Annotated in this window: 11 protein-coding genes; 6 read left to right on the top strand and 5 right to left on the bottom strand. The window is 71.4% G+C overall.

Annotated elements, in window-relative coordinates; genetic code table 11:
* Positions 1–5 precede the first annotated feature (5 nt).
* The 4 genes from BMX97_RS03875 (at position 6) to BMX97_RS03860 (ending at position 4,543) form a co-directional block, all read left to right on the top strand.
* The gene (locus BMX97_RS03875; RefSeq protein WP_060848690.1) at positions 6–224 is read left to right on the top strand and encodes a YbdD/YjiX family protein; all 219 of its coding nucleotides are present in this window, start codon (positions 6–8) and stop codon (positions 222–224) included.
* A 296-nt stretch (positions 225–520) separates the two neighbouring features.
* Positions 521–1,492 (top strand): DMT family transporter, encoded by a 972-nt coding sequence (locus BMX97_RS03870; protein ID WP_091745575.1) that lies wholly within the window; start codon positions 521–523, stop codon positions 1,490–1,492.
* Positions 1,493–1,808: 316 nt separating this feature from the next.
* A complete protein-coding gene (locus BMX97_RS03865; protein WP_091745573.1) occupies positions 1,809–2,108 on the top strand; it encodes a hypothetical protein in 300 nt (99 codons plus the stop codon).
* A gap of 80 nt (positions 2,109–2,188) precedes the next feature.
* A complete protein-coding gene (locus tag BMX97_RS03860; protein ID WP_091745571.1) occupies positions 2,189–4,543 on the top strand; it encodes a Tex family protein in 2,355 nt (784 codons plus the stop codon).
* 56 nt (positions 4,544–4,599) lie between these two features.
* Here BMX97_RS03860 and BMX97_RS03855 read toward each other — a convergent pair whose 3' ends face one another.
* The 5 genes from BMX97_RS03855 to BMX97_RS03835 all read right to left on the bottom strand — a co-directional run bounded on the left by BMX97_RS03855 (position 4,600) and on the right by BMX97_RS03835 (position 10,858).
* Complete coding sequence (locus BMX97_RS03855; protein ID WP_280142784.1) at positions 4,600–5,631, bottom strand: HAD family hydrolase; 1,032 nt, start codon at positions 5,629–5,631, stop codon at positions 4,600–4,602.
* Positions 5,632–6,545: 914 nt separating this feature from the next.
* Positions 6,546–7,079 carry a hypothetical protein gene (locus BMX97_RS03850; protein ID WP_177202117.1) on the bottom strand — a complete coding sequence of 178 codons (534 nt, stop codon included), beginning with the start codon at positions 7,077–7,079 and terminating at the stop codon, positions 6,546–6,548.
* Positions 7,080–7,120: 41 nt separating this feature from the next.
* Entirely contained in the window at positions 7,121–8,446 is a 1,326-nt protein-coding gene (locus BMX97_RS03845; RefSeq protein ID WP_091745904.1) for a flavin monoamine oxidase family protein, read from the bottom strand.
* A gap of 8 nt (positions 8,447–8,454) precedes the next feature.
* Complete coding sequence (locus BMX97_RS03840; protein ID WP_244538264.1) at positions 8,455–9,009, bottom strand: hypothetical protein; 555 nt, start codon at positions 9,007–9,009, stop codon at positions 8,455–8,457.
* Between the two features lie 40 nt (positions 9,010–9,049).
* The gene (locus tag BMX97_RS03835; protein ID WP_091745567.1) at positions 9,050–10,858 is read right to left on the bottom strand and encodes a hypothetical protein; all 1,809 of its coding nucleotides are present in this window, start codon (positions 10,856–10,858) and stop codon (positions 9,050–9,052) included.
* A 177-nt stretch (positions 10,859–11,035) separates the two neighbouring features.
* On the opposite strand from BMX97_RS03835, the gene BMX97_RS03830 reads away from it, so the two are divergent.
* Positions 11,036–12,541, top strand: a complete 1,506-nt coding sequence (locus tag BMX97_RS03830; RefSeq protein WP_091745565.1) for an NAD(P)/FAD-dependent oxidoreductase — start codon at positions 11,036–11,038, stop codon at positions 12,539–12,541.
* Positions 12,542–12,718: 177 nt separating this feature from the next.
* Positions 12,719–13,885: a complex I NDUFA9 subunit family protein gene (locus BMX97_RS03825; RefSeq protein WP_091745563.1), complete on the top strand. Its 1,167-nt coding sequence runs from the start codon at positions 12,719–12,721 to the stop codon at positions 13,883–13,885.
* Positions 13,886–14,158 lie beyond the last annotated feature (273 nt).

Here is a 14,158-nt window from a genome sequence, read left to right as displayed (position 1 = left end):
ACCCGATGGGCGCCGAGACCTTACGGGATCGCTGGGCGACCCTGACGCGCTGCGTCTGCGACGGGGCGCGCCTGATGGTCGGACAGGGCAACTACGACACCTACGTCGCCCATATCCGCAAGACCCACCCCGACCAGCAGCCGATGACCGCGACGGAGTTCTTCCGCGAGCGGCAGAACGCCCGCTTCGGCGTCGGCGGTCGCGGCGGCTTCCGCTGCTGCTGACGCCCCTCACCCGCGCGGGGCAGGTTAACCCTGCGCGGGCGAAACAACACGCAATTGCGGATCGGGTTCCGGCGAAGACGAAACCCGTTCATGTTTCTTTCAGGAGACACCCTTAGGCCTTGCGGCAGGAAGATGGCGACGACATCGCAAGTCGCCGCCGCCGCGACACGATCGGGTAAAGCCCGCCTTAACTAGGGCTGACCCGACAGCATGGCCGTAGCGCGCAATCGGCACGGCTTGGTTTGACGGGGCGGTGGTAATCAGAAGGCCCCTCCCCGACACCGCCGTACACGCCCGTGGCCACCCTCAGCCTTCCCGTCGCCGTCCCCTCCGCCCGCCCGGCCCTGCCGGCCCTGCTCGGCGACCAGCCGCTGCGCGGCATCGTGCTGGTGGTGCTCTCCACCGTCTTCCTGTCGAGCTCCGACGCCACGGCGAAGTACCTCACCGGACAGCTCTCCGGGATCGAGGTGGCGTGGCTGCGCTACGTCGGCTTCCTCACCGTCATGCTGGCGGCGGCCGTGGTGCGGGCGCACCTCAAGCGCGGCGCCTCGCCGTTCCGCAGCGCCCGGCCGGGCCTGCAGGTGGTGCGCGGCGTCGCCCTCGTCGGCTCGTCGCTGCTGTTCCTCGCCGGCCTGCGCATCCTGCCGGTGGCCGAGACCACCGCCATCGCCTTCGTCTCGCCGATCTTCGTCACCGCCCTGTCGATCCCGGTGCTCGGCGAGAAAGTCGGCGCCCGGCGCTGGGCCGCCGCCTTCGTCGGCCTCCTCGGCGTCCTGATCATCGTGCGGCCGGGCACCAGCGCCTTCCAGGCCGCGGCCCTGCTCCCGATCGTCTCCGCCCTGTTCTGGGCCGCCGCCCTCGTCGTCACCCGCAAGATCAACGGCTACGACGCGCCCCAGACGACCATGACCTGGTCGGCGGTGGTCGGCTTCGTGATCCTGTCGGTGCTCGTGCCCTTCGTCTGGGAGACGCCGAACCTCAACCAAGTCGCGATCGGCGCCGCCATCGGCTTCATCTCGACCGCCGGGCACTGGATCGTCACCATCGCGTACCGCCACGCCCCGGCTTCGACCCTGGTGCCGTTCTCCTACAGCCAGATCATCTGGGCCGGCCTTCTCGGCTTCACGTTCTTCGGCACCGTGCCGACCGCCTGGATGGGGCTGGGCGTCCTGGTGATCTGCGGCAGCGGCCTCTACACCGCCCACCGCGAGCGGATGCGCCGGGTGCCTGCCCCGACCGGGGTGCTGCCGGCGGGCGGGGTGCGCTGACGCCACTCCGTCGAACTCGCTCCAACCTCGAATCCATCAGGCGGCCGATCGCATCGGCCGCCTGAATCTTTCCGTGGCTTTCCATCGGCCTGCGGCCCCGCTCTCCGATTGACGCCAGGGCAGCGCAGCCGGACGATCGCCGGCGGAGGGCAGACCGGCTCTCCTGGGTGGAGGAGCGGCGTGAAGTACGTCATCGCCCTGCTTGCATCGTCCTTGACGTCCGTCGGCCTGTTCGAGGCCTTCCGTGCGATGCTGTCCGGCAGTTTGGCTCCCGCCATCGTTCCTCTGGCGGCGGGACCGGCCGCATGGGTTGTCGATGATCATTCCGCTCGTCTTGCCGCCGGTCGAGACGCACGTCACGGCCGGTCCGCGCTTCGCCTGGCTCGTCTGTGCGCAGGCGGGCCCGTCCCTGGCGATTCGTGACGGTCTCCCGCTCCGGCGCCTGCCGGGCGGCCACGGCGATCTCGTCCTCCTCGTCCTGCTATCCATTCCGATGGTCGCCGTGACCCTGGTGGCGGCCCGCTCCCTCTTCACGCGGGCGGAGATGGACGCCGCGTTCACGCGCGGCAGCCGGAACGGGCAGGTCGCCCAGGCGCGAAGGACTCCACCCGCCTGACCCCTCCCCCAGCCCTTCCAAGACGCCCCCAACCCCCGTAAGGACACGCCTCCCCGTCGCCCCGGAATCGCGGAGTCGCCATGTCCAGCATCACCCAGCGCATCGCCACCGAGCTCGGCGCGCAGGAATGGCAGGTCAAGGCGGCGGTGGAACTCCTGGACGGCGGCTCGACGGTGCCGTTCATCGCCCGCTACCGCAAGGAGGTGACCGGCACCCTCGACGACGCGCAGCTGCGCACCCTGGAGGAGCGCCTGCGCTACCTGCGCGAGCTGGAGGCCAGGCGCGCGGCGATCCTCGAGAGCGTCCAGTCCCAGGGCAAGCTCGACGACGCGCTGAAGGGCCAGTTCCTCGCCGCCGACACCAAGGCGCGGCTGGAGGACCTCTACCTGCCGTTCAAGCCCAAGCGCCGCACCAAGGCGCAGATCGCCCGCGAGGCGGGCCTCGGGCCGCTGGCCGAGGCGCTGCTCTCCCGCCCCGACCAGGTGCCGCTCGCCGCCGCCGCGCCGTTCGTCGACGAAGCGAAGGGCGTGGCGACGCCGGAAGCCGCGTTGGAGGGCGCCCGCTCCATCCTGGTCGAGCGCTTCGCCGAGAATGCCGAGCTGGTGGGCCAGTTGCGCGAGGCGTTCTGGACCCGCGGGCGCCTCGTCTCCCGGATGCGGGACGGGCAAGCGCAGGCCGGCGCCAAGTTCTCCGACTATTTCGACTTCTCCGAACCCCTGACCCGCCTCCCCTCGCACCGGGTCCTCGCCCTCTTCCGCGGCGAGAAGGAGGACGTGCTGGATCTGCGCCTCGACGAGGCGCCCGAGGGCGTGGACGCCCAGAGCCTCTACGACGGCCGCATCGCCCTCTCGGCCAGCATCCAGGATCGCGGCCGGCCCGGCGACCGCTGGCTGATGGAGGCGGTGCGCTTCGCCTGGCGCACCAAGCTGAAGCTCTCGATCGAGCTCGACCTGCGCGCCCGCCTGTGGGACGCGGCGGAGACCGAGGGCGTGCGGGTCTTCGCCGGCAACCTGCGCGACCTGCTGCTGGCAGCACCCGCCGGCGCCCGGCCGACCCTCGGCCTCGATCCGGGCTACCGCACCGGCGTGAAGGTCGCGGTGGTGGACGCGACCGGCAAGGTGGTGGCGACCGACACGATCTACCCGCACGAGCCCCGGCGCGACTGGACCGGCGCGCTGATGACGCTGGCCAAGCTCTGCCGGGCCCACAAGGTCGAGCTCATCGCCATCGGCAACGGCACCGCCTCGCGGGAGACCGACAAGCTCGCCGCCGAGCTGATCGCCAAGCAGCCGGAACTGATGCTCACCAAGGTGATGGTGTCGGAGGCCGGTGCCTCGGTCTACTCGGCCTCCGCCTATGCCAGCGCGGAACTGCCGGGGCTCGACGTGTCGTTGCGCGGCGCGGTCTCGATCGCCCGGCGGCTCCAGGACCCGCTGGCGGAGCTCGTAAAGATCGAGCCGAAGGCGATCGGCGTCGGCCAGTACCAGCACGACCTCGCCGAGGGGAAGCTGTCGCGCTCCCTCGACGCGGTGGTGGAGGATTGCGTGAACGGCGTCGGGGTCGACGTGAACACCGCCTCCGGGCCGCTGCTGTCGCGGGTCTCGGGCCTCACCGAGCGGGTGGCGCAGAACATCGTCAGCCACCGCGACGCCAACGGGCCGTTCCGCAGCCGCTCGGGGCTGAAGAAGGTCGCGGGGCTGGGACCGAAGGCGTTCGAATTGTCGGCGGGCTTCCTGCGCATCCAGGACGGCGACGACCCGCTCGACGCCTCGGGCGTCCACCCGGAAGCCTATCCGGTGGTGCGCCGCATCCTCCAGGCGACGAAGAGTGACATCAAGGCGGTGATCGGCAACGGCGGCGTGCTGAAGGGCCTGAACCCCAAGACCTTCACCGACGAGACCTTTGGGCTGCCGACCGTCACCGACATCATCGCGGAACTCGAGAAGCCCGGCCGCGACCCGCGCCCGAGCTTCAAGACCGCGACCTTCCAGGAGGGCGTCGAGAAGATCGGCGACCTCACGCCCGGCATGGTGCTGGAGGGCGTGGTCACCAACGTCGCGGCCTTCGGCGCCTTCGTGGATATCGGCGTGCACCAGGACGGGCTCGTCCACATCTCGGCCCTGTCCAAGACCTTCGTGAAGGACCCCCGCGCGGTGGTGAAGCCCGGCGACGTGGTGCGGGCGAAGGTGCTGGAGGTGGACGTGGCGCGCAAGCGCATCTCGCTCACCCTGCGGCTCGACGACGAGGTCGGCGCCCGCCCGTCCCGCGAGCCGGGCGGCCAGCACCGCGACGGGCCCCGCCGCGACGCCAGGCAGGACGCGGCCCGGCCGCAAGGATCCTCGCGGCCGCCAGGCCGCCGCGAGGAGCCGGCGGGCGGCGGCGCGCTGGCCGATGCCCTGCGCAAGGCGGGGCTCGACCGGGGGCCGCGGCGGTAACGGCGACGGACCACAGGGGGGAGGCCGCCCGGGGATCCCGGCGGCGTCTCGGCGCTCTACTGGATGTCCTCGGGCTTCACGACGATCCAGTTCTTGTCGGCGGTGACGGGCAGGCCGTTCGCGGCCTGCGCGGTCGCACTGGTCTTCATCATCTCCTCGATCTGAGTGCGGTACTTCGCCTTGCGATCGACCCAGACCCGGACGCCGCCCTTCGCGACGTCGACGTCGTGGAACAGCATCGGCCCGTCGCTCACCGGCGTGTCGCCGGCGACCAGCACCGCCTTCTTCCACGGATCGATGTAGGTCATGATCGCCGCGTACTTGCCGGCGTACCAGGTCGCCGGGGTCCACAGGTACGGCGTGACCTCGAGGGGCAGGTTGGCCTTCTCGTCGTAGCGGCCGTCAGCGACCTGCTTGCGCGTCGTCGTCAGCTCGCCGGTCATGCGGTCCTTGAGCAGCGTCGTCACGCCGATGACGTTCTCGGGCTTGACGTTGTAGCCGTAGCGCGGATCGGAGGCGACCATGCGCACGATCTCCTCGTGCGCCGCGCTCACCACGTAGACCTCGATGCCGTTCTCGCGCAGCTTGGCGTACAGCTCCTTGATGCCGGTGAAGATCCTGGGCGGCTGGACCTCGATCGTCTTGAGCGTGTCACCCTCGTAGTAGGTCGACGGGATGGCCTTCCCGTAGCTCATCAGCTCGTCGACGTAGCCCTTCAGCTCCTGGACGGTGAGACCGGAGAACGACTGCGCGATCCACGGATAGCACACCATGTCGTCGATCTCGCACAGCCGGTAATAGTAGCTGTTGAGGCTCTCCTTGACGTCGCCCCTGTCCTTGAACGGCATCAGCTTCAGCGAGGGATCGAGCTTTTCGCGGGTGAGCACGCCCTTCATCTCGAGGAAGGGCAGCAGCGACTCGGTCAGGTCGTAGCGATAGCTGGTGTTGTCCATGTCGAACACGGCGTACGCGCCCTTGTTCGCGTTCGCGGCGATCATCGCATCGATCTGCTGCGCCGCCTCCTTCGGCCAGTGATCGAGCCCGGCGGCCGAGGCCTGGCTGGCCAGGCCGAGAAACAGACAACTCACGAGCCACCTCGATGCGCGCAACATGGGACGCTCCCTGGTTCGGGATTGCAGGTCTTCGGGAAGGTTCGACACGCGTGAGCGGACAGAGACACCGGATGACGAAACAGATCTCATGTATTCGCGTGTCCAGTCCGGTCACGCGGCGTGTCATGCGAACGGCCCGTGCGGCCCTTCGTCGAGGATAGGCGGCGCCGAGATCATCGCCGGGGTTTCAGCCCCACGAATGTCCAAGCAATGAAACCCTTGGTCACGCGTCCAGCAAGCGATCGGCAATAACTTTAGGAGGTGTTGCAATTTAGCTACTTATATATAAAAAATCATACGATTTACAGCAAGCGGCCGAACATAGGTGCCAAGGTTTAATAAAAATCGTATTGCCGTGCCATTATATGTCATTCAATATTTATATAACTATGACATAGCGAGATATTTTAGGTTGTAAATTCCCGCATAAAAACACCCCAGAGGACAACAACTATATGAAATTATCCTTCGCGCACACTCTTAATCTCTAAATAAATTTGTTTCTGGCCAGCACCCTTCAGATCTGGGCTTTAACAACGAAATGCTTCACTCTGATGACAGGTAAAATTTCAGCGAGCATTCGCGATTTCGGTAGAACGGGAGAGATCACACGAATGAGACAGCAGAACTAATCTTGTCTTGCAGCAAGGCCTGCGGAGTGCAAGACCGGCAGGGCGGTAGAGCCAACTCCGTTACGGCAAGGAAAACCAAAAGACCGACGGCACCGGAGGGCGTCGATCGAGCATCGCGGCACGGTCGAGGGCGTGGCTTCGCCGGCCGAGCACAACGGGCATGCCCTGCGGCCCGGCGATGGATCGGGAGGCGCCGCCCGGCAGCACCGGACAGCTCGGCCCTCGTCGCGGGACGGGACCAGGCGAAGCCGGCGTGTCCTACTCCGCCACCGGCTCCTTCGCGCCCGTGTCCTTGGCACCCGTCTCCTTGGGCGCCACATCCTTGGCCGTCCCATCGCTCACCGTCGTGAACGTGCCCTCGAAGCGGCCGCGCTGGGTGTCGGCCGAGCAGGCGACGATCGAGCGGCCGGGTGGGGAAGCGGGGAAGCGGCAGGAGCCGACGGTCATCAGCGTGTCGCGGGTGATGCCGCCGTCGCTGCCCTTGACGGTCAGGATTACGGCGCTGACCGGCTGGAGCGCGTCGACCCCGACCTCCTCCTGCCGGTCCTGCGGCATGCCGGTGCCGCTGAAGCTGATCGTCGTGCCGTCGCTGGAGGTGAAGTCGAACGAGGTGCGCCGGCCCTGGACCAGGTTGGCGAGACCGTCGCCGCAGGTCGGGGTGACGTCCTTCCCGGCGATGACGAGCTTGTCGCAGGTGCCCTTGAGCACGTTGCGGGTCATGGGCTGGGCGTGGACCCCGGTGGCGCAGGACAGGCCGAGGAGCACGAGGACGGTGAGGAGGCGGGTCAGCATGGGTGGAATGTAGGCCTCCGCCGCGGGAAACCAACGTGGATCTAAGGGCCGAGCGTGGCGGCGATCGCCTCGGCCGCCCGCTCGCCCTCCGCGAAGGCGCCGCCCGCGGTGCCCCATTGCTCGCGCGACAGGGCCTCGCCGGCAAACCAGATCCGCTCGCCCACCGCCTCCTTGAGGAGGTCGCGGGCGCCGGTATGGCCCGGCGGCACCACCGCCCAGGAGCCGCGCGACCAGGGATCGTGGCGCCACTCGGTCACCGCCGGCACCGCGAGGTCGCGCAACGACCCGCGGCCGACCTGCTCGGCCAGGCTCTCGCGCACCAGCCGGCGCGCGCCGTCGGGGCCGGACCGGGCCGCGTCGAGGCGCGCGGCCATCGGCACGTCGAGCTCGAAATAGTGGAACGGCGTACCGTCGACGCGCGTCAGCAGGCCCGGCGGCTGGAGACGTCCGCCGATCAGGCTCGCCAGCCGGTCGCGGCCGCGGAACGGCGAAGACGGCCAGTGCAGCACGACGTGCTCGTAGATGCCGGTGGCGAACCCGTCGATCGCCGCGCGCACCGGCGCCGGCAGGTCGGGGGCGAACCGCAAGGCCGGGGCCGGCTCCTGCAGCACCATCATGGGGGCGGTGACGAGCGCCGCCCGGGCCCGCAGGGTGCCGCGGTCGCCGAGATCGAGGCTCACCCCCTCCCCGGCCCAGTCGAGGGCGGCCACCGGGGTCCCGAGCGCCACCGGCAGCCCGGCGGCGAGGCGGGCGAGGTAGGCGCCGTAGCCGCCGGCGATGAAGAAGTTGTCGCCGTATTCCATGCTGGGGAAGTCGTGCAGGCTGATCTCGGAGAGCGGCCGGCCCGAAACGAGGCCGTGCACCAGGGAGACCCGCTTGCCCCAGGGCCCGAGGCCCGGCGGCAGGGCGGTGGCCGCCGCACGATCCTCGCCGGAGAGGCGCGCGCCGTCGGTCATCGCCCGGTCGGCGACCGACCAGGCGCGGCCGAAGGCGGCCTCCTCGGCCGGACGTCCCGGGCGGCGCCCGACCCAGAGGTGGCTCTCCTGGGCGGCCCGGCGCAGGGGCTCGCCACGGGCGAGGCCCAGGCCCACCAGCGGGTTGATCGGCCCGGCATGGAGCCAGTGCGCGCCGAGATCGACCGGGTGGCCGCGCAAGGCGGTGGTGACGGTGCGCCCGCCGAGCCGCGGCCGGGCCTCCAGCACCGCGACCGACAGGCCGAGGGCGGCAAGCCGCCGCGCCGCGCCGATGCCGGCGGCGCCCGCGCCGATCACCGCCACGTCGGGCGAGGCGGGCAGGTCCGCCAGCGGCGGGACGCCGGTCGGCGGCAGGTGCTGGTGGGCGGCAGGCTCGTGAGCGGCGCGCGGCATCCGGGTCATCACCCCTTCGTCGATTCGAGGCCGGCCGCCGCCGCGATCGCGGCGAGCCAGGCGTCGAGCCGGGCGCGGCTCGTCGCCGGGACCGGGCAGCCGGCCTGGCTGCGGATGTAGAGCGCGAGGCTGGCGCGGCCCTCCCCCCGGCCGACGATCTCGACCGCGATCGTGTCGGGGCAGCGCAGCCAGGCCGTACGGGCGAGGTAGCGATCCTGCTCGCCCCAGCGGTCGGTGAAGACCAGGGCGGTGCGGGGCTGGGCCTCGGCGACCCGCCCGACGATCTCGCGCAGGCGCGCGCCCGGGACGGCGAAGTCCGGCGGCACCGCGTCGGCCTGCGCCAGAGGGCAGATGTCGGGCGCGCAGGCGAGGGCGTCGGACCGGGACGGCGTGCGGGCGAGGCGTGCGAACTCGACCGGGCCGAGATCCGGCGGTCCGAGCAGCGCGATCCACACCTCCTCGATGCCGCCGGGCTCCTCGCCGCGGGCGACCGCCAGCCCCCCGGCGGCCAGGACCGCGAGGAGGAGGGCGACGAGGACGAGCGCAGCCGGACGCCTGATCACGAACGCTCCCTCCACGAAGGTGCCCCGCACGGGGGCTCCCTCACGGCGCCGGCCGGAGGCGCCAGACCCGCAACGGCGTCTCCCGCACCGGGACCGGCTCCAGCCCGGGCAGGGTGACCTCGCCGCGCCCGAGGCGGACCGCGACGCTCGGCGTCTCGCCGGGCGTCGAGGGCGGGGCGCAGGCCACGATGTAGTCCGCTCCCGCCCGGGCGGCCACGCGCGGCAGAGCCGCGAGATCGCGAAACCCTTCGAGCGAGGCGACGAGGCCGGGCAACGCCCGGTGATACGGCGCCGCCACGACGGAATGGTGGCTGTGCAGCAGGAGGCTGGGGCCGAGGTCGATCTCGGCGAGGATCACCCCCGGCGGCAGGGCGTCGAGGGCGGAGATCGACCGGCGGGCCCCGCATTCCTGCCAGGCGGCGTGCTCGGTCGCGAAAGCCTTCTCGGTGGTGCCGAAGGCCTGCGGCACCGAGGCGACGAGGAGCCAGACCTTGCCGCAGAGCGCGAGCCCGAGCCCGATGGCGGCGAGGCGCCGGCGCGAGGACGCCCGGGAATCGCGCAGCAGCGCCACCGCCCGGTCGAGGACCGGGCCGGCGACCAGCGGCACGAAGGCGCCGGCGACGTAGAGGCCGCGGAACTGCGGCACGCCGAGCGCCACGCCGAGCCAGAGCGCCCCGGCCGCCACCGCCATCAGGCGGCGCTGCGCCGGTGCCCCGTCGCGCCAGGCCCACAGGCTCGCCACGACCGCGCCGATCAGCACCGGGACGTGGCCGGCGAGCACCGCGTCGGGTGCCAGGACGGCGAGCTGCCAGACCGGCCGCATCTCGCGCACCTTCACCAGCCACTCGTCGTGGACGAGGGCCGGCATGCCGGAGAACGGTCCGGCGGCGCAGGCCGGGAACATCAGGACGAAGCCGCCGACCGCGACCGCCCCGCAGGCGGCGAGGAAACCGGCCCGCGCGAGGCGGCCGCCGGGCACGAGAGCGGCCCCGCAGCCCGTGGCGAGCGCCGCCGCCGCGAGCCAGAGCCAGGGCGGGGAGAGCGCGTCGCAGGCCGGGACGGCCCAGGCGGCCGGACCGGTCTGGACCGCGAACAGGACCGGGGCGACGAGCCCGAGGCCGAGGCCGAAGCCGCGGAACGGCGCCAGGGCCGCGCGCCCGTCGCGCCACCACAGGCCGGCGAGCAGCAGCCCGGCGGCGGCGATGAAGGGCAGCGCCTCGAGCCCGACCGCGAGCGAGAACGCCGCGAGCGCCCCCGCCGCCGCGCCGTCCCTCGCGGTCGGGGCCGGCCGGGCGAGACACAGCGCCAGCGCCAGGACCGCGCAGATCTGGACGTTGTGGTGGTCGATGCGCCCGGGCGCGAACATGCCGGTGACGAACACCGCCTGCCCGGCGGCGAACAGCGCGAAGGCCGCCGCGCGCCAGCCGAAGGCGCGCGCCACCCCGCGATGGAGGATGGGCGCGTAGAGCCCGAGCAGCAGGAGCGGCCAGGCGGCCGCGACGATCCCGTCGGCGGCCTGACCAGCGAAGGGCCGGACCATCAGGATCAGGGCGGCGATCGGCGCATCGACGAGGCGCGACCAGTGCATCGGCGGCGCGCCGGCATGGCGGTGCTGGGCGAGGTCGAACCAGCCCTGGCCGGCGAGGAGGTCGCGCACCTGCACCAGCCGCATCGCGTCGTCGGTGTCGGGCAGGCGCAGCTCGCGCAGGACCGCCACGAGATCGGGCCAGGACAGGATCCCGGCGACGCTCGCCGCCACGATGAGCCACACCACCGCCGGCCGCTCGAAGGGCGAGCGGTCGGCCGCCTCCGGTCCGGGCCGGGCCTGGGTCAGCGGGGCGGCGGGCATGGCGGGATCCTTGACGAGCCTCGGACATCCGGTCGGACCGGGGTCGCATGCCGGCCTTACCCCCCGGTTAGCGGGCGCGGTTGAGCGGTTCTTTACCATCCGGCCGCTAAAGCATGGGGAGAGCGAGACCCGCCTTCACGCGTAGCGGCCGTGCCGGCCCCCGGAGTTGCCCGAGCGATGAGCCTTCACACCGAGACGCTGGTGATCGGCGGAGGACCGGCGGGCCTGACCACCGGCTACATGCTGACCAAGGCCGGCCGCGATGTCGTGGTTCTGGAACGCGACGCGACCCAGGTCGGCGGCATCAGCCGCACGGTGGAGTACAAGGGCTACCTGTTCGACATCGGCGGCCACCGCTTCTTCTCGAAGGCGAAGGAGGTGGTCGACCTCTGGAACGAGATCCTGCCCGACGACTTCATCGAGCGGCCGCGCCTGTCGCGGATTTACTACAAGGGCAAGACCTACGCCTATCCGCTCAAGGCCTTCGAGGCCCTGCGCAACCTCGGCATCGTCGAGAGCGGCCTTTGCGTCGCCTCCTATCTCTGGGCCCGCGCCCGGCCGATCAAGGAGCCGAAGAGCTTCCACGAGTGGGTCCGCAACCAGTTCGGCGAGCGGCTGTTCTCGATCTTCTTCAAGACCTACACCGAGAAGGTGTGGGGCATGTCCTGCGACGACATCTCGGCCGACTGGGCGGCGCAGCGCATCAAGGGGCTCGACCTCGGCGCGGCGATCCGCGACGGGGTGAAGCGCTCGCTCGGGCTGCACCGGCCGGCGGCCTCCGGCGACGGCGCCGTCATCAAGACCCTGATCGAGTCGTTCCGCTATCCCCGCCGCGGCCCCGGCATGATGTGGGATGCCGCCGCGGCCGCGATCCGCGGGAACGGCGGCCGGGTGCTGCTCGACCGGCGTGTCGACGGCCTGTCGTACGACGCCGCGACCAAGCTCTGGACCGTGAGCGCCCGGCGCGAGGACGGCAGCCGCGAGACCTTCACGGCCCGCAACGTCGTCTCCTCGGCGCCGATCCGCGAGCTCGTCGGCGCGATCCGCCCGGCGCCCCTGAGCACCTTCCAGGCGCGCAGCCTCCGCTACCGCGACTTCGTCACCGTGGCGCTGATCGCGCGCGCCAAGGACAGCTTCCCGGACAACTGGATCTACGTCCACGACCCGGCGGTGAAGGTCGGCCGGGTGCAGAACTTCCGCTCCTGGTCGCCCGAGATGGTGCCGGACGACGCCTATACCTGCCTCGGCCTCGAATATTTCTGCTTCGAGGGCGACGGGCTGTGGACCGCGCCGGATTCCGAGCTGATCGCGCTCGCCCGCCGCGAGATCGGCCAGATCGGCCTCGTCGATCCGTCGAGCGTCGTCGATGCCTGCGTGGTGCGCCAGCCCAAGGCCTACCCGGTCTACGACGACGCCTACCGGGCCCACGTCGCGACGATCCGCCGGGACCTCGAAGGCAGCTACCCGTCGCTCCACCTCGTCGGCCGCAACGGGATGCACAAGTACAACAACCAGGACCACGCCATGATGACCGCCATGCTGACGGCGCAAAACATCATCCTGGGCGAGCGGCGCTACGACGTATGGAACGTCAACGAGGATGCCGAGTACGGCGAGGCCGGGCTCTCGGGGGCGCAGGAGGCGCTCGGCAGCGAGCGGATGGTGCCCCGCAAGGTGGCGTGAGCCGGCCGGCGGCGCAGGTCCGGGGTGGTCGCGGGCGGCGAACGGGACGCACCCTGGCCGGTTCCGGGCCCCCGCGACGGCGGCGGAGCTTCACAGGACCTCGCCCCTCGACTAAGGAGCCGGCACGAGCCCCCGCACCCTCGGCCCGATGAAGACCCGCGGAAGGACCCCACGACCATGACCGGCTTCGACACCGTCGGCCTCACCCGGCCCGCCTCGCAGCTCGTGACCGTGTTCGGGGGATCGGGTTTCCTCGGCCGCCACGTCGTGCGGGCGCTGGCCAAGCGCGGCTACCGGATCCGGGTGGCGGTGCGCCGGCCCGACCTCGCGCAGTTCCTCCAGCCCCTCGGCCGCGTCGGCCAGATCGTCGGCGTGCAGGCCAACCTGCGCAACCCGGCCTCGATCGTGCGCGCCACCGAGCATGCCGACATCGTGGTCAACCTCGTCGGCATCCTGCAGGAGAGCGGCAGCCAGAGCTTCCAGCGCCTCCAGGCCGACGGCGCCGCCGAGATCGCCCGGGCCGCCGCGGCGGTCGGCGCGCCGATGATCCACGTCTCGGCCCTCGGTGCCGACGAGGCGTCCGCGTCCGCCTATGCCCGCTCGAAGGCGATCGGCGAGGCCCGGGTGCTCGAGGCGCGGCCCGACGCCGTGATCTTCCGGCCCTCGATCGTGTTCGGACCGGGCGACAGCTTCTTCAACCGCTTCGCGGGGCTCGCCCGGATGCTGCCAGTGCTGCCGCTCGCCGGCGCCGAGGCCCGGATGCAGCCGGTCTTCGCCGGCGACGTCGCCGAGGCGATCGCCCGGGCGGTCGAGGGCGGGCTCCAGGGCGGCCGGGTCTACGAGCTCGGCGGGCCGGAGATCCTGACCCTGCAGCAGCTCGTCGAGTACACCCTCAAGGTGACGATGCGCAGCCGCGTGGTGCTGCCGCTGCCGGCCCCCGCCGCCCGCCTCCAGGCCCGGATGATGGAGCTCGTCGACACCGCGACGCTCGGCCTCCTGCCCGACACCCTGAAGCTCACCCGCGACCAGGTCACCCTGCTCCAGAGCGACAACGTCGTGTCGGAGGCCGCGAAGGCCGAGAAGCGCACGATGGAGGGCATCGGCATCGCCCCGACGGCGATCGAGGCGGTGGTGCCGGGCTACCTCTGGCGCTTCCGCAAGGCCGGCCAGTTCGCCACCGGCCGCGGCACCCCCGAGATGGCGGCCACCCCGGACCTGATCGCCCCCGAGCCGATGGGCCCGGGTTCGCAGCACCACCCGGGCGACGCGAGCGGCCCGGCGATCGGCCAGCTGGCCGCGGGCGCCGGGCCGGCGCCGGGCGTGCGCTGGGGCAAGCGGCAGTAGGTCGGCGCGACAGCTTTGAAATAGAGAAGGGCGGCACCGCGGTGCCGCCCTTCTCTATTTCGTGTACGCCGCCCTGGCTGCCACCAAGGCTCTCCCGGACACGATGTGACGCGGGAAATATCCTCTCCCCGCGGGCGGGGAGAGGCCTTCACCCCCCTTTGTCGGGGGTGAGGCAGCCCGCAGGGCGAGGGTGAGGGGGTGCTTCCGAACGAGGCGTCTTCGGCACCTCCCCCTCACCCTCGCTCCGGCTTTCGCCTGCACTCGCTTCATCGA

Source organism: Methylobacterium sp. ap11, assembly GCF_900110515.1.
GTDB classification, from domain to species: domain Bacteria; phylum Pseudomonadota; class Alphaproteobacteria; order Rhizobiales; family Beijerinckiaceae; genus Methylobacterium; species Methylobacterium ajmalii.
Note: the sequence above shows the minus strand (reverse complement) of the source record. Positions and strands in the feature narration are given on the sequence as shown.

Bases quoted from the DNA above. Each gene is read 5' to 3' on its own strand.
- BMX97_RS03835 (WP_091745567.1), bottom strand. From the start codon at position 10,858: ATGCCCGCCGCCCCGCTGACCCAGGCCCGGCCCGGACCGGAGGCGGCC.
- BMX97_RS03830 (WP_091745565.1), top strand. From the start codon at position 11,036: ATGAGCCTTCACACCGAGACGCTGGTGATCGGCGGAGGACCGGCGGGC.
- BMX97_RS03875 (WP_060848690.1), top strand. From the start codon at position 6: ATGGGCGCCGAGACCTTACGGGATCGCTGGGCGACCCTGACGCGCTGC.
- BMX97_RS03865 (WP_091745573.1), top strand. From the start codon at position 1,809: ATGATCATTCCGCTCGTCTTGCCGCCGGTCGAGACGCACGTCACGGCC.
- BMX97_RS03860 (WP_091745571.1), top strand. From the start codon at position 2,189: ATGTCCAGCATCACCCAGCGCATCGCCACCGAGCTCGGCGCGCAGGAA.
- BMX97_RS03845 (WP_091745904.1), bottom strand. From the start codon at position 8,446: ATGCCGCGCGCCGCTCACGAGCCTGCCGCCCACCAGCACCTGCCGCCG.
- BMX97_RS03850 (WP_177202117.1), bottom strand. From the start codon at position 7,079: ATGCTGACCCGCCTCCTCACCGTCCTCGTGCTCCTCGGCCTGTCCTGC.
- BMX97_RS03825 (WP_091745563.1), top strand. From the start codon at position 12,719: ATGACCGGCTTCGACACCGTCGGCCTCACCCGGCCCGCCTCGCAGCTC.